22 protein-coding genes and 1 pseudogene are annotated in these 21,220 nt (G+C 40.1%); 9 read left to right on the top strand and 14 right to left on the bottom strand.

Annotated features, from left to right (window positions below; translation table 11 throughout):
• Positions 1-192 precede the first annotated feature (192 nt).
• Complete coding sequence (locus MKY20_RS13900; protein ID WP_341001561.1) at positions 193-3,882, top strand: polysaccharide deacetylase family protein; 3,690 nt, start codon at positions 193-195, stop codon at positions 3,880-3,882.
• A 100-nt stretch (positions 3,883-3,982) separates the two neighbouring features.
• Here MKY20_RS13900 and MKY20_RS13895 read toward each other — a convergent pair whose 3' ends face one another.
• From MKY20_RS13895 to MKY20_RS13885, 3 genes are all read right to left on the bottom strand, one after another.
• Positions 3,983-4,594: a hypothetical protein gene (locus MKY20_RS13895; protein WP_251156126.1), complete on the bottom strand. Its 612-nt coding sequence runs from the start codon at positions 4,592-4,594 to the stop codon at positions 3,983-3,985.
• A 270-nt stretch (positions 4,595-4,864) separates the two neighbouring features.
• A complete protein-coding gene (locus MKY20_RS13890) occupies positions 4,865-5,371 on the bottom strand; it encodes a DUF3189 family protein (protein ID WP_026041781.1) in 507 nt (168 codons plus the stop codon).
• Positions 5,372-5,576: 205 nt separating this feature from the next.
• Complete coding sequence (locus tag MKY20_RS13885; RefSeq protein WP_341001556.1) at positions 5,577-7,013, bottom strand: glycoside hydrolase family 1 protein; 1,437 nt, start codon at positions 7,011-7,013, stop codon at positions 5,577-5,579.
• A gap of 231 nt (positions 7,014-7,244) precedes the next feature.
• On the opposite strand from MKY20_RS13885, the gene MKY20_RS13880 reads away from it, so the two are divergent.
• The 3 genes from MKY20_RS13880 (at position 7,245) to MKY20_RS13870 (ending at position 9,774) form a co-directional block, all read left to right on the top strand.
• On the top strand, positions 7,245-7,955 hold the full coding sequence (locus tag MKY20_RS13880) for a MurR/RpiR family transcriptional regulator (protein WP_251267102.1): 711 nt from the start codon (positions 7,245-7,247) through the stop codon (positions 7,953-7,955).
• A 63-nt stretch (positions 7,956-8,018) separates the two neighbouring features.
• Positions 8,019-8,402 carry a VOC family protein gene (locus MKY20_RS13875; protein ID WP_009333708.1) on the top strand — a complete coding sequence of 128 codons (384 nt, stop codon included), beginning with the start codon at positions 8,019-8,021 and terminating at the stop codon, positions 8,400-8,402.
• A 136-nt stretch (positions 8,403-8,538) separates the two neighbouring features.
• Complete coding sequence (locus MKY20_RS13870) at positions 8,539-9,774, top strand: Bcr/CflA family efflux MFS transporter (protein WP_251267103.1); 1,236 nt, start codon at positions 8,539-8,541, stop codon at positions 9,772-9,774.
• A gap of 32 nt (positions 9,775-9,806) precedes the next feature.
• On the opposite strand, the gene MKY20_RS13865 is transcribed toward MKY20_RS13870, so the two are convergent.
• Together MKY20_RS13865 and MKY20_RS13860 are read right to left on the bottom strand one after the other, a co-directional pair.
• Positions 9,807-10,148: a n-acetylglutamate synthase gene (locus MKY20_RS13865; RefSeq protein ID WP_217025537.1), complete on the bottom strand. Its 342-nt coding sequence runs from the start codon at positions 10,146-10,148 to the stop codon at positions 9,807-9,809.
• A 68-nt stretch (positions 10,149-10,216) separates the two neighbouring features.
• Positions 10,217-10,759 (bottom strand): GNAT family N-acetyltransferase, encoded by a 543-nt coding sequence (locus MKY20_RS13860; RefSeq protein ID WP_009333705.1) that lies wholly within the window; start codon positions 10,757-10,759, stop codon positions 10,217-10,219.
• A 145-nt stretch (positions 10,760-10,904) separates the two neighbouring features.
• Here MKY20_RS13860 and MKY20_RS13855 point away from each other — a divergent pair, with 145 nt between their 5' ends.
• Entirely contained in the window at positions 10,905-12,332 is a 1,428-nt protein-coding gene (locus MKY20_RS13855) for a vWA domain-containing protein (protein WP_341001553.1), read from the top strand.
• A gap of 146 nt (positions 12,333-12,478) precedes the next feature.
• Positions 12,479-13,435, top strand: coding sequence for a 3-oxoacyl-ACP synthase III family protein (locus MKY20_RS13850; protein ID WP_217025535.1), 957 nt, complete (start codon positions 12,479-12,481; stop codon positions 13,433-13,435).
• Between the two features lie 53 nt (positions 13,436-13,488).
• Here the strand turns inward: MKY20_RS13850 and MKY20_RS13845 are convergent, their stop codons facing one another.
• The 4 genes from MKY20_RS13845 to MKY20_RS13830 all read right to left on the bottom strand — a co-directional run bounded on the left by MKY20_RS13845 (position 13,489) and on the right by MKY20_RS13830 (position 16,516).
• A complete protein-coding gene (locus MKY20_RS13845) occupies positions 13,489-13,689 on the bottom strand; it encodes a hypothetical protein (protein ID WP_217025534.1) in 201 nt (66 codons plus the stop codon).
• Between the two features lie 414 nt (positions 13,690-14,103).
• Complete coding sequence (locus MKY20_RS13840; RefSeq protein WP_009333701.1) at positions 14,104-14,613, bottom strand: hypothetical protein; 510 nt, start codon at positions 14,611-14,613, stop codon at positions 14,104-14,106.
• Positions 14,610-15,083 (bottom strand): hypothetical protein, encoded by a 474-nt coding sequence (locus tag MKY20_RS13835; protein ID WP_019382701.1) that lies wholly within the window; start codon positions 15,081-15,083, stop codon positions 14,610-14,612. Before MKY20_RS13835 ends, MKY20_RS13840 begins: the two co-directional genes overlap by 4 nt.
• A 470-nt stretch (positions 15,084-15,553) precedes the next feature.
• Entirely contained in the window at positions 15,554-16,516 is a 963-nt protein-coding gene (locus tag MKY20_RS13830) for a LacI family DNA-binding transcriptional regulator (RefSeq protein WP_251264291.1), read from the bottom strand.
• An 89-nt stretch (positions 16,517-16,605) separates the two neighbouring features.
• Here MKY20_RS13830 and MKY20_RS13825 point away from each other — a divergent pair, with 89 nt between their 5' ends.
• Positions 16,606-16,782, top strand: a complete 177-nt coding sequence (locus tag MKY20_RS13825) for a hypothetical protein (protein ID WP_157380214.1) — start codon at positions 16,606-16,608, stop codon at positions 16,780-16,782.
• Positions 16,783-16,899: 117 nt separating this feature from the next.
• Positions 16,900-17,142 carry a DUF2164 domain-containing protein gene (locus MKY20_RS13820; RefSeq protein WP_019382696.1) on the top strand — a complete coding sequence of 81 codons (243 nt, stop codon included), beginning with the start codon at positions 16,900-16,902 and terminating at the stop codon, positions 17,140-17,142.
• Between the two features lie 149 nt (positions 17,143-17,291).
• Here MKY20_RS13820 and MKY20_RS13815 read toward each other — a convergent pair whose 3' ends face one another.
• Positions 17,292-17,420 (bottom strand): hypothetical protein, encoded by a 129-nt coding sequence (locus tag MKY20_RS13815; RefSeq protein ID WP_341001547.1) that lies wholly within the window; start codon positions 17,418-17,420, stop codon positions 17,292-17,294.
• Between the two features lie 207 nt (positions 17,421-17,627).
• Between MKY20_RS13815 and MKY20_RS13810 the strand changes: the two genes are divergently transcribed.
• Positions 17,628-18,116, top strand: a complete 489-nt coding sequence (locus MKY20_RS13810; RefSeq protein WP_217025532.1) for a J domain-containing protein — start codon at positions 17,628-17,630, stop codon at positions 18,114-18,116.
• Positions 18,117-18,120: 4 nt separating this feature from the next.
• On the opposite strand, the pseudogene MKY20_RS13805 reads toward MKY20_RS13810, so the two are convergent.
• The 4 genes and pseudogenes from MKY20_RS13805 to MKY20_RS13790 form a co-directional block, all read right to left on the bottom strand.
• A pseudogene (locus tag MKY20_RS13805) lies at positions 18,121-18,558 on the bottom strand (GNAT family N-acetyltransferase).
• A 73-nt stretch (positions 18,559-18,631) separates the two neighbouring features.
• The gene (locus tag MKY20_RS13800) at positions 18,632-19,909 is read right to left on the bottom strand and encodes a hypothetical protein (protein ID WP_217025531.1); all 1,278 of its coding nucleotides are present in this window, start codon (positions 19,907-19,909) and stop codon (positions 18,632-18,634) included.
• 100 nt (positions 19,910-20,009) lie between these two features.
• On the bottom strand, positions 20,010-20,750 hold the full coding sequence (locus tag MKY20_RS13795; RefSeq protein WP_256815921.1) for a class I SAM-dependent methyltransferase: 741 nt from the start codon (positions 20,748-20,750) through the stop codon (positions 20,010-20,012).
• Positions 20,747-21,205 (bottom strand): NUDIX domain-containing protein, encoded by a 459-nt coding sequence (locus MKY20_RS13790; protein WP_341001542.1) that lies wholly within the window; start codon positions 21,203-21,205, stop codon positions 20,747-20,749. Before MKY20_RS13790 ends, MKY20_RS13795 begins: the two co-directional genes overlap by 4 nt.
• Between the last annotated feature and the right edge of the window lie 15 nt (positions 21,206-21,220).

Below are 21,220 nucleotides of genomic sequence, written 5' to 3'. Positions count from 1 at the left end.
AATCGCGTTAAATACCATAAAAAAGCAAACACATTTTTTTATCCCACCCCCAAAATTATAGAACCACAACCTAAATTTTTGTTGATGGTCATTTTTTGTCGAAAAATTGACCCATTGGATGTTTGGAGCATACACTCCAAAAGCTATTAAATTATTATAGATAATTCGACATTACTTTTGGGGGGAATGAATGTGGATCGTTTTTTCAGGTGGATTGTCAGATCTTTGTTTGCACCTGTCTCCGGAAATGCAGGAGCGATTGCAAGCACTCTAGGGTTTTTTCTGGCATTTTTACCTTTGGAAAGTTTTAGTATTCCATTATTGTTTGTTTGTTCACTGCTGCTGCGCCTAAATATTATTGCCTTATTCCTGGGCACTCTGATTACTGTTTTTATACCCTACATACACGAGCTGCCTTTCATGGATTTTGGCCCATTTGAAGAGTACTGGTTCATTTCATCACTTAAAACCAAAATAGTAACCTCGGAATCAATTACATCAGGAGTCTTAGGAGGCTTGGTTGGACTAGTCTGCTATTTTTTCTTCCACTGGTTTTATAACCTGGGTCTGAAAAAAAACGAGGGAAAGCAGGAATATATATTTCTTGATCCTGCTAAAATGCGATGGTCCCTGATTAAGCGAATGAGCGCTGGCTTCATCCTATTAATTGCTGTTATATCGACATTTTTCATACAGAGTTTAAATACAGCTCCAAAGCTTCCTGAACTGCATTTAGATCAAAGCGTATCAAGTTCCGGGATCAATCCGATAAATAAGCCCTTCAATGAAGAAGAATTGGCATCACAGATTCAAAAGACAACTTCTTCAGCGGCTATTTCAGAAAAGCCAAAGATGGCACAAATTGCACGAAAGCAAGAAGTGTATGGATTCTATGTCAATTGGGACAAGAATAGTAAAACATCCTTCAAGAAAAATAAAGAGTCCATAACCACTCTAGTCCCTGAGTGGATGCAGGTTACTCCAGATCTAAAGCTCAAGTCTTCAATTGACCGGTCCATAGTAAAAGAAGCAAATAAACATGAAATTAAGATTCTGCCATTAGTGAATAATTTTATAGACAACAAATGGGATTCAGATGTTCTTCACCGGTTATTCACTGCCCCAGGTGCTGACGATCTCTTTATTAAAGAAATGCTTTCTTATGTGATAACAAATGGCTTTGATGGTATAAATATTGACTTTGAAGCAATTAAACCAGCCGACAGGGATCATTTTACTCAGTTCATGAGTAAAGTTTATAAAGCCTTCCACAAAGAAGGCTTAATGGTGACATTGGATGTTCCGCCCAATGACGAAAGCTACGATTATACTTCTTTAGCAAAATACGCTGACCGAGTGATTGTCATGCTCTATGACCAGCATTATTCCATGAGCACACCAGGCCCTGTCGCTCAAACCGATTGGGTTAAGGAGAACTTGAATCAAGCTGATATTCCATCCGGAAAATTGGTAGCAGGCTTAGGAACATACGGTTACGACTGGGAAGAAGGTTCGGATAAGCCCGCAGCTGACATGACATTTGGAGATATCATGAAGCTGGGCAGCGAGGCGAACCTTAATATCAATTGGAGTATGGATGCTGGAAACCCCTACTTACGCTATAAAGAAAATGGAAAAAATCATACTGTCTGGTTTCTGGATGCTGCTACTTTTTATAACCAGATGATCCTTGCGATTAATGGCGGCTCTACCGGAATAGCAATATGGAGGCTCGGTTCGGAGGATCCCTCTATCTGGAGTGTTATTAACAAGCCTAAGGAAATCATTAATCCATCTCAAATGTTAAGTGCCTTTGAAAGTCATATCTCACCACTTCATACAGGGAACGGAGAGATATTGAAAATCGCCTCACAAACTGAAAAAGGAAATAGGACTTTCGAGATAAATTCCAATGGAATGATAAAAAAGGAAACCTATATCAAATATCCAAAGCCTTTTGAAGTAATCCGCCATGGAAAATCCAGCAAAAAAGAAATCGTTCTTACTTTTGATGATGGTCCTGACCCAGCCTACACACCAAAAATATTGGACATATTGAAGAAGTATGAGGTAAAAGGCACCTTTTTTATCGTTGGAGAAAATGCATTGATGCATCCCCAGCTGGTTAACAGAATTTATGATGAGGGACATGAAATCGGAAATCATACCTTTACACACCCTGATATTACATCCATCACACCATCTCGTTTACGAATGGAATTGAATGCAACACAGCGCTTAATTCAAGGTATAACAGGTCATTCTATGACTCTTTTTCGCCCTCCATACATAGCAGATACGGAACTGGGCACAAGAAACGAACAGCTTCCTATTATGGAAGCTCAGAATCTGGGCTATACCATGGTCGGCCAATCCATTGACTCGGGTGATTGGCAAGGATCTTCAGCAGATGAACTTGTAAATCGAACATTGGATCAGCTGGCCGAAGGTAACGTCATTTTGCTTCATGATGCTGGCGGTGACCGCTCCAAAACAGTGGAAGCCCTTCCGGTAATTATTGAAACTCTTAAAAATAGAGGCTACACATTTACGACAACTGCCGGTTTAATTGGGAAAAGAGATACCGAAATCATGCCTTTTGCTGATCAGGAAAACCCTTATTCTGTTTATGATATGGCGGTATTTAAGGTCATTAAAAGCTGGAACACTGGACTTAGCTTTTTGTTTTACTCAGCCATCCTCTTAGGTGTTTTGCGCATTCTATTTCTTGTTTTCCTATCCTGGAAACAGGTCAAAAGGTATAAAGAGACCCGGATTGACCCTGGCTTTACTCCTTATGTCAGTGTTGTAATTGCAGCTTATAATGAAGAAAAAGTAATTTGCAAAACTGTAGATTCTATTTTATCCAGTGACTATCCGGATTTTGAGATACTGATAATCGACGATGGCTCAAAGGATCATACTGCTCGTGCAGTTGAAGAAACTTTTGCGGACACTCCTTGCGTCCGGTTAGTTAAAAAACCCAATGGCGGAAAATCCTCGGCTGTAAACCTTGGATTTAAGGAAGCTAAGGGGGAAATAGTAATTGCATTAGATGCCGATACACTCATTGCTGAAAACGCCATCTCTTTACTTGTTAGCCATTTTAAAGATAATCAAGTGGCTGCTGTTTCAGGTAATGTAAAGGTTGGGAATAAGGGGAATCTCCTGACGGATTGGCAGCATATTGAATATGTGACAGGCTTTAATTTGGAAAGAAGAGCCTTTGCGGCTCTTAATTGCATTACCGTAGTACCAGGTGCCATCGGTGCATGGAAAAAGTCTGCGGTTGAAGAGGCTGGTTACTTTAGAGAGGATACCCTTGCAGAAGATACGGATATCACACTTGCACTATTGCGCAAAGGTAAGAAAATTGAGTTCGAAGAAAAGGCTTATGCTTATACAGAGGTGCCTGAAGATATTAAAAGCCTGGCAAAGCAGCGCTACCGATGGGTATATGGCACTCTCCAATGCCTTTGGAAACATCGCGCGGCATTATTTAACAAAAAACATCATTCATTAGGATATGTAGCCTTGCCTAACATGTGGCTTTTTCAATATGTTTATCAAACCATTTCTCCTATTGCAGATATATTGTTCATCTTTGCCCTTTTCAGCCCAAACCCTGAAAAAGCAGCCTTTGGATTTGTCCTATTCTACTTGATGGATTTCTTCGCCTCCCTTTATGCGTTCAGGCTGGAGAAAGAAAGCCCTAAACCACTGGTCTCATTGTTTCTGCAGCGAATTTTATATAAACAGCTGATGACTTATGTTGTGGTAAAATCGATCTTCTCCGCTATAAAAGGAGTAGCCGTTGGCTGGAATAAACTTAAACGAAAAGGCAATGTAACTCAGGATAATTCCATTATGAATATTAAATGAATTCAAGAGCCTTTCCCATTTGGGGAAGGCCTTTTTGCTGTATAATCTAATACCTATAAAGGAAAAAGGACCACCGTCTCCTGATGATCCTTCCTGAGGTTTAATGATTTTTCCCATTGTTTTCTTTGTCTTCTTTTCCTTTGCTAACCCGATTACTCTCAGCTTTTTCTTTTGCGGCTTGGGAAACCTGCTGGCCATGGTTAAGTGTTTTTGCAGCAGGATTTATTATGCTTCCTCCTCCCGTGCCAGAGGCAGGTGTGTTTGGATCTTGTGTGCTGGTCTCAGGTTTTGATGCTTCAGTTGTTGTCTTGCTTCCCGCAGGTGCAGAGGCAGGCTCCGGTGCCGAAGGTTTTTCGTTTGAGACAGATACAGCTTTTGAAACAGGATTTACAGCAGGTTTCCGATTGGATTTTTCGGTATTCGTATGAACAGCAACAATCATCTTATCGGTATTCTTTTCCTTTTTTAATGATTCTTCAAAATCAGGAGCATCTTCTGTAACCGTTTTTTGTTTCGCATTCTCTTGCACAGCCAGTATGTTTGCTTCTGACTTTTCATCAATTTGTCTGTCAGATTTTTGTTGAATACCTGATAAAACAGAAGAGTGTTCCTCTGAAAAAAGTTTAGTAGCTTTCAGCATGCCATTGGCAACAGAAAACGTTATAGCCCCTGCAAATACCATGGCAAGGGCCCCCTTAGCTGGTGATTTCATATTTTTCCCCTCGAGACTTTTGATTGATTATATTCAAAGAATACGAAGGAGATTCTTTATATTATGGGGGTTTAATAATACTTTTTATTATTTGCTTACTCCTGCAAAACTAACATTCCATAAGTTTTTAAGAGCTGTTAGAGCTGCTGCTGGAAATTTTAAAACCGACAGACTGATACTATATTTATATTAAGAAACTAGGCTTTTTCTGTCCGGATAGTTACCTGCAAAAGAAAAGAACCATCTGAATATCAGGGTGGTTCTTACTGTCTATGCCTGAAACTCCTTATTATCAATTTTAATTATGGCAGAATTAGAACCGGCGGCAATTTTTTTCGTTTCGTTCACCAGCTCCAGAATATTTCCGCTGCATTTCTGTGCTCCTTTAATAACCAGTGGAGTCCCTAATCTGTCCAGTCCTAAGCCTTTGGATATGAATCCACCTATAGTCAGAGAAAGCGGTACTGCAGGTGAAGTATCAGAGAGGACGATTTTATCATTAATTCCTTTATGACTATTTAATAAATGGCAAAAGTGATGCAGTGTTTCAACTGCCAGCTTAGAAGATCTTCTTCCAAGGGTGTACACCGGATTTCCTTCCTCATCTTCACCATGAAAAATAAATTTTCCTGCATCTTTCTTTGTCAATTTATTAAAATACGGCAGCTCACTTATTTCTTCTTTTTCGAGTTTGCGGTGACGAATGATTTTTAGATGGTATGCCGCTGCCAGAGATGTTGTATGAGTTCCCCCAAAATCATGGTAGATATAAATCACCTGCTTCATCTCCCTATTCATTAGACTTCCTGAACACCAGGATTATTTATTAGCTCCTCTGAAATATCATTTTCCTGGACTTAATTCATATTTTACTCCATAAAGATTTTTTCATTAGTTCATGTGTAAATTTCTCATAATAACACCTGCACATTTAACTTTCTAAACAAGTAAAGACTGCCCTCAGGCAGCCCGCTTAAATATTCTATAGTTTTTCTCCGTTTGACTCGATCACATCTTTATACCAATAAAAAGATTTCTTCTTTTTCCGTTCCAATGTTCCACTGCCATCATCATGCTTGTCCACATAAATATAGCCATAGCGTTTTGAAAATTCGCCTGTTGACATGCTGACCATATCGATGCAGCCCCAGCTTGTATAGCCCATTAGCTCGACGCCATCCTCTATAGCTTCACCCATTGCTTTTATATGCTCGCGAAGATAGTCAATCCGATAGTCGTCATGGATGCTGCCGTCCTCTTCTTCCTTGTCATAGGCCCCAAGTCCGTTTTCTACGACAAATAGCGGTTTCTGATAGCGATCATATAACTTGTTCAAGCTGATCCTCAAACCTTCAGGGTCGATTTCCCAGCCCCAGTCACTTGTTTCAAGAAAGGGATTTCTAACCCCGCCAATGATGTTCCCTTCCGATGAGTCTGCATCTGACTTTACCTTCTTTTCGGTGCGGGACATATAATAGCTGAAGCCAATATAATCAACAGTGCCGTCCTTTAACAAATCCAGGTCGCCTTCCAGTATTTCCAGGCTGATACGATGTTCCTTAAAGTACCTTTTAATAAAAGCCGGATATTCACCGCGAACCTGTACGTCACCACAAAAGTAATTGAAAAGCTGCTCTTCCTGCAGGGCATACATGACATTTTCCGGGTTGCTGTCATAAGCATACACAGGCGCAAATAGAAGCATGCAGCCAATTTTTGACTTAGGAATGAGCTCATGACATGCCTTAACCGCGATTGCGCTTGCGACCAATTGATGGTGATAGGCCTGGAAGGTCGGCTGGTATTTATCTTCTTCACTTTGATAGGAAAAGCCGAGCCCATTAATCGGCATGACCAATCCGCTATTGATTTCATTAAAAGTCATCCAGTACTTTACTTTATCTTTATACCGGCCCAAAATCGCTTTAGCATACCTCTCAAAGAAACTGACAACTTTGCGGTTTCTCCACCCACCATACTCTTTTACTAAATGAACAGGCATTTCATAATGGGAAATCGTTACAACTGGCTCAATTCCATATTTCTGCAATTCATCAAAAACACGATCATAAAAAGCAAGTCCTTCTTCATTTGGCTCCGACTCATCACCATTAGGAAAAATGCGGGTCCAGGCTATCGACAATCGGAATGCCTTGAAGCCCATTTCGGCAAATAAGGCAATATCTTCTTCATATCGATGATAGAAATCGATTGCTTCATGATTGGGATAAAAAAAAAGATCCTCATGAATTTCGAAGTCAAACCCAGGCTTCATTAAGATATTGTATCTTTCTTTTCCTCCGGGAAGGACATCCGCAATATTCAAGCCTTTATTCCCTTCCTTATAACCGCCTTCAATTTGGTTCGCTGCAGTGGCGCCGCCCCACAAAAAACCTTTAGGAAAATCGTATTTTTTCATTTCATTACCTCCAATACCCGCTATTTTTTAATATTTGTTTAAATGGAGTTTTTATGTTACCCGAAAAGGGATATAGAAGAAGCTTAAAGCGAGTCAAAGGGTATGTAAATAAATAGAGTTAATTAAGTCTTGTTTAACGGCATTTTGATATTTGTTACATAAAAGTAACGTATTGTTTCTCCTTGTGATAAAATGAGCCTATCTATTTTTTCAACGGAGGATTACTGAATCATGTTTTCAAATGAAATCATCGCATCTTTCAATGATTTAGAAACATCCATATATCATTACATCTGTCAAAACAAAGAAAAGATACCTTATATGCGGATTCGTGAACTTGCAGATGAAACCCATGTTTCGACGGCCACCATCCTGCGGTTCTGCAGGAAGCTGAATTGTGAGGGTTTCACTGAATTTAAGATAAAGTTTAAATTATATTTGCAGGAAAATAAAAAGACCTCTATAAAAGGTTCCAAGCAATCCATCGTCGAGTTTTTCGAGCGAACGCTAAGAGGTGATTTAGACGAAAAAATCATCGAGGCAGCAGAACTTATAAATACGGCAGATAACATTATATTTATAGGGATCGGAAGCTCAGGCATACTGGCTGAATACGGAGCCAGATATTTCTCGAGTCTTGGCAAGTTTTCACTGCATTTTCCGATCCATTCCAGCATCCGCAGCAGCAGTGCCACGATTGCCCTATCTGTCTCAGGGGAGACTCCTTTTACAGTCACCCATCTTAACCAGCTGAAGCAGGAAGGCAGTAAAATCATCAGCATCACAAACAGCCGGCTTTCAACAATTGCGAAAGTTTCAGATTTGAATATCGCCTATTATGTGACAGAGGAAACGTTTGAGCAGTCCAATATTACGACTCAAGTTCCAGTTGTGTACATTTTGGAAGCTGTCGCCAGGGAAATACACAGGCTGAACCCTTAAATTAAAGGAGATTTCCTGCGTATGGAGAATTGGTAAAATAATCACAATGAAAGCGGTGAGTATATGAAATCAATTGCTTCCCCGATTGCAGGCAAAGTGAACAATGTTTTTATTCATGTCAGCGACCTGGAAAAGTCGGCTGAATGGTATAGCACACTGCTTGGATTGCCTTTTCATAAGGGTTCAGTAGAATCCCCGGTATACAACATTCCTGTCACCTCTGAAACCGGTCTTACACTGGATGACCACACCTTTGATCCAGCCTTTACCTTAAATCCTTCCGGTCACGTTTTATTTAATTTCTTCGTCCAGGATATTGATGAGGCATACACGTTTGTTAAAGATCAGGGAATCACCATTGTAAAGGAAATTGAGCGTATTGGAGATTTTGCCTATTTCAACTTTCAGGACTTGGATGGAAATGTATTGATGATCTGCAATTGTTAATGATTAAATCTGTGGCTATTCCGCCATGGATTTTTTTATTTACAGCATTCTCCGCTGGACATCCCCCTGCACCTGGCGTATACTAGCCATATTTATGTAAAAGATTAACAGCTTCATAGAAAGAAAGGTGTTTAACATGATTCACAACCCTACTGGAAAAGAGAGGCTTGCGCTGGCATTTCTCCTCAGCATGCTTGGAATATTGGGGCCATTTAATATTGATATGTATTTGCCAGGCTTCCCAGAAATCGCTGATGATTTCAGTGCCCGGGCTTCACTTGTTCAGATGAGTTTAACAGCCTGCTTGATTGGACTTGCGGCTGGACAGGTTATTGTCGGACCGCTCAGTGATTCCCATGGAAGAAGAAAGCCTCTTCTTATCGGGATCTCTCTCTTTGCCGTATCTTCCCTTTTATGCGCCATTTCACCAAATATCGGAGCCTTTATTGCAGCCCGATTTCTGCAGGGATTAACCGCCTCTGCTGGAATTGTCCTATCCCGGGCAGTTGTCCGTGATGTGTTCAGCGGTAAAGAGCTCACGAAGTTTTTTGCCTTGCTTATGGTCATTAATGCAACAGCTCCGATGATCGCACCAATGACAGGCGGTGCCCTGCTTCTGATTCCTTTCGCAAGCTGGGAAACCATATTTTATTTTCTAAGCTTTTTGGGATTATTTATTACCATTGTGATCTATTTCCGATTAAAAGAAACCCTTCCTCCAGAAAAAAGGGTCCCAAGCTCCATTGGAAATTCCGTTAAAAGCATGGGGGGCCTTTTCAGGGACCGTTCCTTCATCGGGTATGCCCTTATCGTAGGATTTATACATGGTGGAAGCTTTGCTTATGTTTCGGGGACACCTTTTGTCTATCAGGGGATTTATGGTGTATCGCCTCAGGTGTTCAGCATCCTGTTTGGCATTAATGGATTGGCCATCATTACGGGGAGTTTTCTAATTGGCCGCCTGGCAGGTGTCATTCCGGAAAGAAGCCTGCTCCGGACAGCCGTCTGCCTTGCCGTCAGTGCCACTTCGTTACTTTTAATCATGACCATCATTAATGGTCCGCTATTCATGCTTGTCATTCCGATCTTTATCTATATGACTTCAATGGGAATGATCATTACCAGTTCGTTTACATTGGCCATGAAAAATCAGGGGCATCGTGCCGGCAGTGCCAGCGCCGTTATTGGAATGCTTCCTTTAGTGCTGGGTTCTGCTGTTTCCCCTTTGGTGAGCATTGATGAAACCACTGCGGTACCAATGGGTGCCATATTGTTTATTACATCATTCATCGGCTTTGTTTTCTTCTTCACTTTAACGAAAGAAAAAACAAAAAGAAGCAGACAGAACCTGAAGCTGCATGCGGAGGGATAATTCCCTCCGGCTCCCATGCCGCCTATTAAACTTTAATTTTTTACTTCCTCGATAATCGAATGACCTTCCGTCCCTTCATCATCCTGCCATTGCCATTTTTCATATAGCCTGATGCGGCCGTCTTGCAGCTTTTCAGGTTTTGAATGACATTTTCCTCCGCGTATTTCATATTTGTTATTCACATGGTTATATCTAAATTCTAAACTGCCATCTTCATTTACAATTCCAATAAGTGTCCCCTGAATAATCTCTCCCCCGCCATAATCAGCAGATATAATGTTTCCCTCCTGTTTATACTGAAAAAAGGTTTTTGATGATACTTCACCATTCTCAGTATTTTGAACAGAAACAAAGGTACGGCCATTGTAGTTCATAAAAATAATCCTCCCAGCAGATTGGTTTTTTCACTCAAACTCAATATGTATTCCTAACTCCAGCCCTTCTACAAATCCCCTTTTAAAATAGAGTACATATACAAATCATCAAATTTTCCATTTGTATATTCATAGTGCCTCAGCAAACCTTCTCTCGTGAATCCCTGCCTTTCAACCAGCTTCTGGGATGAGAGATTTTTAGGTTCTATCAGGGCCTCAATCCTTTCAAGCTCAAGGTGTTCAAATCCGAATTTTAAAACTCTCTCAAGAGCTTCATTGGCAATCCCTTTTCCCCAATGCTCTCTGCTTAATTCATAACCGACTTCACTTCGGAAATGTCTGGGATTCCTGTTTAGGAAACCGCAGCTCCCTATGACCTTCCCGGAATCCTTTAGGGTTATGCCCCAGCGCATTCCAGTGCGATTTTTGTAAATGGATTTATACCACTTTATTTCATCCAGCACCTCTTCGACAGATTCACAGGCCGAGATTCCCATATGCTTTACAACCAGTTGATCTGACAGGTATACAAACATATCTTTTGCATCTTCTTCAGTTGCTTCTCTTAAAATTAATCTTTCTGTTTCAAGGATCGGAAATACTGTTTCCAACGGATTGCCTCCTTTGCATTATATCTTCCTTCAACTATACCAAAATGCTGTAAAAAAATCCTATCATATGGAAATTACTTCAAACCCAGCTTTATCCATGTTAAACTCTATTATTAGTAAAACTTAAATAAAGAGGAGAATTTATGTGAAACGTTATGCGTTATGGCTGCTGTTTGCCGCATTGATTCTTTCAGCATGCAGCAATGACAAAGAGAAAGCGGAAGCGGAAGCTGATTCATCAGGTAAAGAAGAACAAAAACAAGAAGACAAGGAAGAAAAAAAGCAGGAAAGCATTTTAGCAGAATCTGAGAATATTAATTTGGAGGTTTCAGAAGAAAGCCTGCTGAAATTGACCCCTGGAACACTAATGGAAGGGCTCACATACGAGAAGGACATTGAGGCCATTGAATTCAATGTGCCTGAAACTGATCCTGAGCTTATAAGCAAGATGACCCCCAAACTTGAGGAGCTGACGAAAGAAGCCAAAGATACAGACTCGATTAAAAAAGGGCTTCTTTCCCTGTTGGCGAGTCCGAATTATAAAAACATCATTGAAAAGTCCAATTCCTACAAACCAGATTTTGAAGAGCCTTACCTGCCGGATCCCACTAAATCAGAACCTGGGGAAGAAAAAAAGGCATCAGAACAGGCTATTATTCTTCTTGATGCCAGTTCAAGCATGCTGCTGCAGGCAGGCGGCAAAATGAAAATGGATATTGCTAAAAGTGCCGTAAAGAGTTTCGCCCAGACAATTGGCCAAAGCAGCGAAGTTTCCCTAGTTGTATATGGCCATAAAGGCTCTGAAGCGGACGCTGATAAAGAAATTTCCTGCTCAGGAGTAGAGGAAGTCTACCCGATGGGGAAATATTCCAAGAAAGAGTTCCACGAAGCAGTGGATTCATTTGAAAGCAAAGGCTGGACACCTCTTGCCGGTGCCATTCAAAAGGCTGCAGAAATGAGCAGCGGTTATGATGGATCCACAACGATCTACATTGTCAGTGACGGTGCCGAAACATGTGATGGCGACCCCGTCTCGGCCAGTAAAAACCTTGTAAAAAACAACAGCAGCAATAGTGTGAATATCATAGGGTTTGGTGTAGATGGAAAAGCCGAGAACCAATTAAAAGCAGTAGCCGAAGCCTGCAATGGGGAATATTTAAAAGCGGATAACCCGGATGAATTGAAAAACACGATCCAATACGAGTGGCTTCCTTCTGCCGGCGACCTGGCCTGGGCATTTACACTGTCGCCAAGCCCATGGGAAATGATGGATGAGTATGAACTCGGAGAAATTTATCCCCGCCAATTATTTACGATCGGCAGGCGTGAAGCACATCGAATCCTTGATGCTGTTACAGTCATGGGAGACAATGGCTGGATCACTGATGAGCAGCGATCAGAGCTGCGTGATTGGGGCTATGAACGAAGCGAGCAAATGAAGGACCTCTATTTAGAACTCTATGAAAAAAACCGAAATACAGCTGAGGCGGAAAGTGATGAGATCAAGCTGAGAGTCGACGAATGGGTTGAAAAAATGAAGGCTCTAAAAAAAGAGCGCGGTGACATCTGGTAAAAGAACTTATGAAATGAAGATTGCTCAGGGCGAAATGCTCTGAGCATTTTTTTATAAAATTATAAAACTCTCAATATTGCAAAATTTGTCCAATTATGTGATAAAATGTAATGGTAAAAATTAACTCATCCGAGGAGGTCATTGCTTTGTTCAGTGCAGGTGTTTTAGGAATCGGTGTAAACATTCCAGAAAATATTATAACAAATGAGATGATTGCCAGACGTTTCGGTATTACACAAGAAGAAATATGCAGAAAAACGGGCATACTGGAAAGACGCTACGAATCTCCAGACTCATCACTTACAGATATGTGCGAAATTGCTGGAAAACGTGCGATAGAAGACGCAGGGGTCAACCCGAAGGATATTGACATGGTCATTATTGGAACAAACACACATGACACCCACATTACGGCTGCGCTGGTTCAGGATAGAATCGGTGCTGCACATTGTGCAGGGCTGGACCTTCATTCAGGCTGTTCCAGCTTTATCACTGCCCTGGCAACCGGGGCCCAATTTGTTCAGACAGGATTGTATAAAAACGTATTAGTCATTGCTGTCGACAAATGCTCCTCCCTCTTGAATCCGATGGATAAAAAGACGGCGCTGCTGTTTTCAGATGGAGCTGCTGCTGTTGTCTTAGGTCAGGTGGATAAAAGCAATGGTATTCTCGGCATCCATATGCAAATGGATGGAAGCGGGGGAAAATATCTTCATCTTGATGAAAACAAGCACATCAAGATGGACGGTAGAGCCGTTTTTGAATTTGCAGTAGACAGATTTCCCAAAGCGGTTCATAAAGTTTTGGAACTCTCTGGCCTGAGCCTGCAAGAAGTGGATTTCATCATCCCTCACCAATCCAACTTGCGTATCATTGAAGCAGGTACAGCACGCCTCGGCTTCCCTATGGAAAAAGTTCATACCAAAACCATACAATATTACGGAAACTCTTCTGCACCTACGATAGCTATTGGGCTTCATGAAGAAGTGAAGGAAGGCAAAATAAAAGACGGGGATGTAGTTGTACTGGCTGGATATGGTGCAGGTCTCGGCTGGGGAGCCATTGTCATGCGCTGGGGTCAAACATCGAAAGTACTAATTTAAGGCCGCCTATACGGGGCTTTTTTATTATGTTACAGCACAATAAAGTGGAGGAATTAATCCTCTTTGGATGCATAACTGTGCATTAAAGTAAAATACCTGTTCAGCTCGCTTTCATTAATGGAAATCCTGACCGCTAAGTCTTTTGTCCGCAAAACATACTCTTTAATGCCAATAAATTCAGATTCAGCAATCAGGTAAAAGTGCGTTCCCTTCTTTAATCCTTTAAAATGGTTCTTTAATTTATATTTTTTCATGATCTTATCTTGGTGCTCCTATAGCTTTTCAGATTAATTGAGATTGAATCTCTAGAATAGTTATTATACACCTTAGAATTTTAATTTTCCTGGTAAGCATTTTTCATAATTTAAAAAGACTTTTTAAAATTTTGAACTTATAAATTTTCCCGGCTTCTTCACGTACCCTTCAATGATAAGACCGCAGCTGGTGCAAATAAGATATTCAATATCAGAACCGATGCTCATCTTGTTGACAGGGAACATAACTCCATAACCCGAATGGTTCCCTTTCCCCAATTCACTAGATCCGCACTTAGGACATTTTTTTTCTCCCATTCTGCTACTGATAATATTAAATACGAGCAGAAGCCGGAAAAGGTTTCATGAAAAACAGAAAATGCGGCCATCCCTGATGTGGCCGCCTTCATTTGTCTATTCTCCTGCTGAAAGCTGTTCTTTGGATTTGAGCACCTGGATATAAACTCCTGTCAGTGTTTGAGTCAGCAGAAAGATAGGAAAAGAGTGCGCGATCCGATACTCTTTCTGCAGGGTAATGATACCTGCAGCAGTTAACACCCATTGAAAGAAAACACCTGATAACGCCCATACCAAAACATATATAATGAATGTTTTTTTGCCGATCTTCATTTTTTCATAAAAATAAAAAAAGAAGTAGCCGAATGGCGCGAATAATAAATAATAAAGAACATCTGTCACTTCATAATTATTTAAATCGTTTATCTTATAAAAATCAGTCCTGCCTCCGCCTATTGTGAAATCATATAGAATGCCAATCGACATTCCCCAAAGCAGGCTCAGGATTCTGATTTGTTTGGCCAGCTTATCCGGCCTTCTTATAAGTAAAAAATATACAAGATAGGCAGCAGCAGCAGTTAATAAGAGAAAGAGCTCATTGCCGCCGAAATCCTCCCATAATTTCATGCTTCGTTCACCCCTTTAGTTTTAAGCTGTCCAAAATACTTCAGCAGGGATTGAACCACTAAATGCAGGAGGAATAAATATATTATTTCATAACCGATATTCCACTTTCTATAATCCACAATGTCAAAATAAAGGGCAATCACCACTGCCAAAACAAGGAACAACACTGACAGGATGGTTTTAAAAATTTTTGAACCAAAGGAAGGCGCTGTCCTGAATAAATTCAGTGTGATAGCAACTGTGAGCGGAAGGGTTATACTTCTATGTATTAAGAACGCGGAATTATCTAAGATCTGCTGGGAAATCTTCGCCATATTCAACTCTTCATACACAATCCATGTAAAATTAATATTAATGACTAACGCCACCAAATAGACGAAGGTATTTTCAATAAATGTCAGATTTTTATTCATCGATGTAAACAGCATTAGCACCAGCCAGGCTAGAAAAACTATAAGTACAAATCCCATGTAACATCAGTCCCATACTTTTTTGTTAGTATTGGCTTGGAAATTGACAATTATTCTGATGGTTGTTTTGTGGTTCGACCCGTTCTATGGATTTCTCTCTCCCACGGATTTCTTCTTCCCCTGTCCGAAATTGAGCCTTCTTCGGACTCACTCCCTCGGATTTCTTCTCCTTCTGTCTGAAGATGAGCCTTGTTCGGACTCATTCCCACGGGTTTTTTCTTCTCCTGTCCGAAGATGAGCCTTGTTTGGACTCATTCCATGGATTTCATCTCCTTCTGTCTGAAGATGTGCTATGTTCGGACTCGTTCCCTCGGATTACATCTTCTCCTGTCCGAAGATAAGCATTGTTCAGACTCATTTCATAAGACTTCTCTTTCAGCTGTCAGAATGGACACCCTCTGATATCTTTAAATTGCAAAAACAAATAAATAAAAAAACGGCTGAGGGCAGCCGCTTCAAACAACTTAATGCTATACGGTTTGCCGTTCGATCAGCTTCACCGATATCTCCTGATGTGTGTGCTTTTTACCATCAATCGCTTGAAGAAGCAGCTGCCTTCCCATTTGAACCAGCGGAATTTCAAGTGTTGTAATGTGCATGATTTTGGCTATTGGCTGGTTATCAAATCCCATGATTGCCAGATCATCCGGAATATGGATGCCGTTTTCCCTGCAGGAAGTTACTATTCCGGCAGCAGCAAAATCATTTGTTACCAGCAGAGCAGATGGGGGATTATCCATGTTCGATAATCGCCGGACCACTTCTTCGCCATGCTCAAAATGCAGACATTCATAGAAGATAAATTCTTCCTGATATGGTTCGTCAATTCGTTTTAAAAAATCAGCATAAGCCTTTCCGCGCTGCCTGCTGTTGGCACCAGTCTTTCTTCCAATGCAATACCCGATTTTCTGATGCCCTTTGTTATGCAGATACTCTAAAGCATTAGAGAAACTCATGTAATGGTCGATAAAAGTAGATGATACATTACGATTCCTCGCATCTTCACAGAGAACAATGGGGCCATACTCGGTAAACTGATTGATGACATCCCATTCGCAGATTCTGGAACAGATGATTAAAGAGTCGATTTGTTTATGCTGAAGCATTTTTAGAGCTTCAATCTCCCTGTCTTCCTCGTAATTGGTTTGAAAAAGAACTAATTTATAGTTGTTTTTCATGGCCTCATTTGCAATCCCTTCTACCAGCTGGCCGAAATAAGGATGATTGGTAAAAGGAACTACGACCCCTATAAGAAGTGTTTCCCCTTTACTTAAATGGACTGCATTAATATTTCGCTGATAATTGAATTCCTCCATCACCCGCAAGACAGCTTCCCTTTTATCCTCACTTACATAAGGATGATTATTCAGCACTCTGGATACGGTCGTAACTGAAACTCCTGCCTTTTTAGCGATGTCTTTTATATTTGCCATAAAACCACCTAATTTTTTTTCATTTTTTCTTGCTATGAAATGCGTTTCATAATTTAAGCTTTTTTTAACAACTCAAGGAGGTATCCTAAATGTTCATTCTATCTGGAATATTATATCTGGTTCTATTATGCAGCTCGATTCTTGCCTTGTCATCTATCCCTATTTCTCTCTATCCGAAAAAGAAAGCTGCAAACAAAGACATTTATGTAAAAGATTATTACAGCCTTCTCTTTGATGTCTATGGCGATGAATCATCACATAAGTAGTTGGCAGGAGCTCTCCATTTTCCTGCTGTACATATTTCTTTTAAAAATAACAGCCTCCCTTTTGATAAAATTTCCGTGTATAGTAACATGTATCCAAAACCGAAAGGAAGGCATGGCATGTTTTTAAAAATAACAAAAGAGCAGCAGCAAAAGATGATCGAGGATATCCAGATTTTTTTCTCTGAAGAAAGAGATGAGGAAATATCTGAGTTCGGTGCAGAAAGGGTGCTGGATTTTGTTAAAGAGTCATTGGCCCCGCATTTTTACAATGCAGCAATTTCAGATGTTAAGCATGTAGTGGAGCAGCAATATGCTTCAATGGAGGATGAAATCCTGACTCTCGAGCGCCCTATAAAGTAATTGTTTGTTGAAGTTTCACTTTACAGCAGTCTAACGGGCATAAGACTCCCTCACTCAAAGGTTCAACTGAGGATGTACGGGAGTCCAGCTGCCCATACGGTCCGATTGGTTCAGCTAACAATCAAACTTAAACATAGGATTTCTTCAACCTATTTTTTATCATTTAATACATCATTCACAAACATGGCAGAGTTTCCGCTCGAATCAAAAAAGATTGTCCACAGCAGAATAAACGGTAAAGCAGCGACCCATACTGCAAATTTAAACATTCTCTTCAATATTATCCCCATCCTTCCTCATCCATTTTTTTACATTATACCAAGATTCCACCTAATTTTCTAATAATTCCAGTTCTTCGAAATGATGGCGTTACCAGTGTAAATAAACTTTAATACTATGTTATCTGCTTGTTATTTTTCTGAAAGTGTTCAGTGATATGATGTTTTTGAATGCTAAATAGATTTTATAGAGAGTGAGCATGAAGCATGAACATTACTGATGCTGTGGCACAATTACATAAAGCTGGAATAAAGGCGAATGGGGCCGACATTGAGCGCTGGATTGAAGAAGGAAAAATGAAAGCGGATCGAAGCCCCAGGAGGCAAATCAGCTACACAATTAAGACGAAGGATCTCAATGATTTCATCATCAAAAAACATGAAGAGCTTTATCAGCAAAAACTAGAAGGGATCCTCGTGCAAGTTAAAGACCTTAAAGGACAAATAGAGATCCTGAATACTAGAGTCCAAATAGAGGAATCCAAAGTTAGATCATTGAAGAGAATGATACAAGCACAAAATATGATCGCTGATGAAGAAATCAAGCCTGGAAGGCTCCTGGGGCTGAAGCCTGATGAGGATGTGCAATTGATCCGTAAAGAATTCAAGAAACTGCTAAAAGCCCTCCATCCAGACCGAGGCGGTGATGAAAGGCTTTTTAAGGTATTTAATGAACATTATAAAAACATCATCTAAAATGCTAACCGTTTGATATGGAATATACATACATCTTATTTCCCGCTCTGAGAAATGTTTTTTCCTTTTTCATGCCAGCTTTTTCCGCAACACGGATAGAAGCAAGATTTTTCACATTTATGATGGAAACCAGCTTTTTATATTTTAAGCTTTTAAACCCATATTCCTTACAGGCTAATGCCGCTTCCGCCGCATAGCCTTTTCCCCATTCACGCCTGGCAAACAAATAGCCAATCTCCATTTCTGTAACGCCGCCTGTATCCTAGGGGGTAATTCCGCACTGCCCCAAAAACCTGCCGGATGTTTTTTCTTCCGCAACCCAAAGGCCCACACCATGCGTCCGATAATTATGCAAGGTCCAGCTGATCCATTCTTCGGCCTGTTCTCTTGTTTTTGTTGAGCGATAAAATCTCATGGCCACCGGGTCAGAGAAAATTTCCATTAAATGAGACAACGCTATTAATCTGTCTGTTTTGATAATAGGAGCAGTCACCCTTTATTCCCCTTTCGCTGCACTAAAGACCGTTTCTTTCCTTTCTAGCAGGCATTAACATTTCAAACTCAAATAAATAGTTCAGGAGCTGGTCAAATTCGTCCGTCTGAAAAACTAATTCCTTATCATTAAATACATAAACAGCAGCATCTGTGATTGCCTCTCCATTTTTTAATGTTAGTGTCTCTTGAATCTCTATATTTTCCACCAGCTTGAAGTCTTCCTTATTTGGAGATTTAAACTGCTCAGTAAAGGCAGATGGTCCAATAGCAAGAATAGAAACCTTTTCAGCATCCTTCGCTAGCCATTTAGCAGCGGAAAAGACCGTGTCAGGAGCTTTTATCACATTGATGTTTTCGATTGCTCGATAGTAAGGGATGTCCTTATTTAGCTGAATCACCTCTAAAGAGATTTTCTGTCCAACTTTAACCTCTTCCATATCTGCAGCAGTAAAAATTTTATCATCCACTTGGATTACTCCTAAATTTCGATCCAGCTTTGTGACTTTTCCCTCTATTGTGCTTTTTTTAGAATACGTATTTTCTTTCATATATTTCAATAACTCTTCTAGAGAAGCTGCGCGAAATACTTCCTTCGTATGATCAAATAAAATATAACTTGGCTCTTCCTTTACTTGTAATTCAAGATAAATATCATTTACATCCTTTAGACCTAATGAATTGCTTGTTTCGAAAAGAAAGTGCAATGGTTCCGAATAGAGTTCATCAATTACATTTTTATCAGTATCTCCAACAATCAGAAGTGAATGATACCCTTTATTCCTTGCCAGATAGTTCTTTTCCGGACTAACCTCTTTAATGTTAACAGGTATGATATATTCAGCCCGCTTGCCATCCTTCCAGTAGGCTTTTATAGAATATATTTCTTTGCGGGATTCGTTTCTTAATAGTGTAAAATTACTATAAAGAGTTTGATAAGGCTCTACTTGAATCCCGCCATTATAGTAATTTCCTCTAGCAATGAAGATGGGCTGCTGATCTTTAGGAAATTCTATGTTAAGATTCTCGCGAAATTCAGCATGCTGATATTCAATCAATTTGGTAAGATCTTTTATCTCCTTCTCAATTTTTCCTGCGTTCCATGTATAAGTGCTTAAGATTGGATGTAACTCCTGCTCCCCTAATAGTACAGTGGGCATTGGCGGTTTTTCTTCCTTGTATACCTTTTGCTTATCTATATAGAACATCGCTAAGAGGATCGAAATAATCGTTATTCCCCACATGATCTTTTTATTCAGCCTCAAACGTTCAGATGACTCCCTTTTTTCTTCTAGTTCCATATGAGCACCCCTCTCTGATGAATGCTGGCACTTAGTAATTTGATAAAAAACCCCTTATCCCGCCAACAAAGCTGAAAAAAGCCGTCAAGATGACAGCTTGTTATTTCGTACATTCATAAACAGGAAAAGATTGTCCATCTCCGTACCCATCTCTAACTTCATGAACGGCGATTTGCCTAAACCCGTTATCTTTGAGTACTCTATTGAATTCACCTGGATCATAGAGCCGTATAGGAAAATCCATCAATTCTGTTCTTTCTGCGGTTCCCTCTCCAACAGCATCATACTTCAGCTGGATATGCAGGATTTTCGTTTCATCATCATAAGCTATTTTTCTATTTTCAATAATGGTCTGCCCCTCTAATTCCTTCCTGTTCGTTTCTGTCCATTCTGCAGCTTCTTCTACTTCATTATCTTTTTCTACAATGGTAAGAAGCATTTTACCGCCTTCATTTAGGGCATTCTTTAAATTTTGAAGACTTATATTTACCAGAGAGTCAGGCAAAAGTGAAAAAGAACCATACGGGATCATAATTAAATCGTATTTGTTAGTACTTTTAAACTCTTCTATCTTTTCCTGAAAAACATTAGGATTTAAGTTTAATTTCTCAGCTTTTTCCTTACAGACTTTCAGCATGTCTTGTGAAACATCAAAACCATCAGTCTCGATGCCATGCTGAATAAAAGGTATGAGCATTCTTCCATTTCCGCACATCGGCTCCAATACTTTCATCTTCCTGTCTTTTACATATGACAGATAAAAGCTCAACTCTGGACCCTCTGCCATTGATTTATCACTTTCATACATCTTTGTGCAGAGTTCCCCGTAGTAGGCAATCATTCATCTTCCCCCTCCTGCTTTTTATATCCTATCCCTTTCTGGACCGCCCCTATGTGGTGACTGTGAACCAGCAATTCTGCTATTCTTTCAGTTTCAATCCACTTTATTGCATGGTCTTCTTCAGTCGGCTCTTGTATTTTATCCGCCAGATCAGCCAGATAAAAATACCCGTCACTTAGCATTGGCCTTTTCTTGGTCTGCGGCAAATAGCTCTTTGCATTACCGATAAAGAATAAATTTGAAATCTCATAGCCGGTCTCCTCCTGTACTTCCCTTTTCAGACATTCGATTTTCCCTTCACCTTTTTCTATTCCTCCGCCTGGGAGAAAGTAATGGCCAGACTGAGTTTGCACAGTTAATACTTTTTCATTTTCCGGGTTGAATATGACAGCGTAAGCACCCTTGCGTATTTTATAATCAAGTCCTTTTTTTTGATTCCCGAATATATTGCTCATTCTCTTACCTTCTTT

Source organism: Cytobacillus sp. FSL W8-0315, from assembly GCF_038002905.1.
GTDB lineage: Bacteria > Bacillota > Bacilli > Bacillales > Cytobacillaceae > Cytobacillus > Cytobacillus pseudoceanisediminis.
Note: the sequence above shows the minus strand (reverse complement) of the source record. Positions and strands in the feature narration are given on the sequence as shown.

Coding starts and splice junctions, on each gene's coding strand:
- MKY20_RS13825 (WP_157380214.1), top strand. CDS start 16,606: ATGTTCATTCTATCTGGAATATTATATCTGGTTCTATTATGCAGCTCG.
- MKY20_RS13820 (WP_019382696.1), top strand. CDS start 16,900: ATGTTTTTAAAAATAACAAAAGAGCAGCAGCAAAAGATGATCGAGGAT.
- MKY20_RS13870 (WP_251267103.1), top strand. CDS start 8,539: ATGATTCACAACCCTACTGGAAAAGAGAGGCTTGCGCTGGCATTTCTC.
- MKY20_RS13790 (WP_341001542.1), bottom strand. CDS start 21,205: ATGAGCAATATATTCGGGAATCAAAAAAAAGGACTTGATTATAAAATA.
- MKY20_RS13885 (WP_341001556.1), bottom strand. CDS start 7,013: ATGAAAAAATACGATTTTCCTAAAGGTTTTTTGTGGGGCGGCGCCACT.
- MKY20_RS13800 (WP_217025531.1), bottom strand. CDS start 19,909: ATGGAACTAGAAGAAAAAAGGGAGTCATCTGAACGTTTGAGGCTGAAT.
- MKY20_RS13810 (WP_217025532.1), top strand. CDS start 17,628: ATGAACATTACTGATGCTGTGGCACAATTACATAAAGCTGGAATAAAG.
- MKY20_RS13895 (WP_251156126.1), bottom strand. CDS start 4,594: ATGAAATCACCAGCTAAGGGGGCCCTTGCCATGGTATTTGCAGGGGCT.
- MKY20_RS13795 (WP_256815921.1), bottom strand. CDS start 20,750: ATGATTGCCTACTACGGGGAACTCTGCACAAAGATGTATGAAAGTGAT.
- MKY20_RS13835 (WP_019382701.1), bottom strand. CDS start 15,083: ATGGGATTTGTACTTATAGTTTTTCTAGCCTGGCTGGTGCTAATGCTG.
- MKY20_RS13865 (WP_217025537.1), bottom strand. CDS start 10,148: ATGAACTACAATGGCCGTACCTTTGTTTCTGTTCAAAATACTGAGAAT.
- MKY20_RS13840 (WP_009333701.1), bottom strand. CDS start 14,613: ATGAAATTATGGGAGGATTTCGGCGGCAATGAGCTCTTTCTCTTATTA.
- MKY20_RS13845 (WP_217025534.1), bottom strand. CDS start 13,689: ATGAAAAAATATAAATTAAAGAACCATTTTAAAGGATTAAAGAAGGGA.
- MKY20_RS13880 (WP_251267102.1), top strand. CDS start 7,245: ATGTTTTCAAATGAAATCATCGCATCTTTCAATGATTTAGAAACATCC.
- MKY20_RS13830 (WP_251264291.1), bottom strand. CDS start 16,516: ATGGCAAATATAAAAGACATCGCTAAAAAGGCAGGAGTTTCAGTTACG.
- MKY20_RS13875 (WP_009333708.1), top strand. CDS start 8,019: ATGAAATCAATTGCTTCCCCGATTGCAGGCAAAGTGAACAATGTTTTT.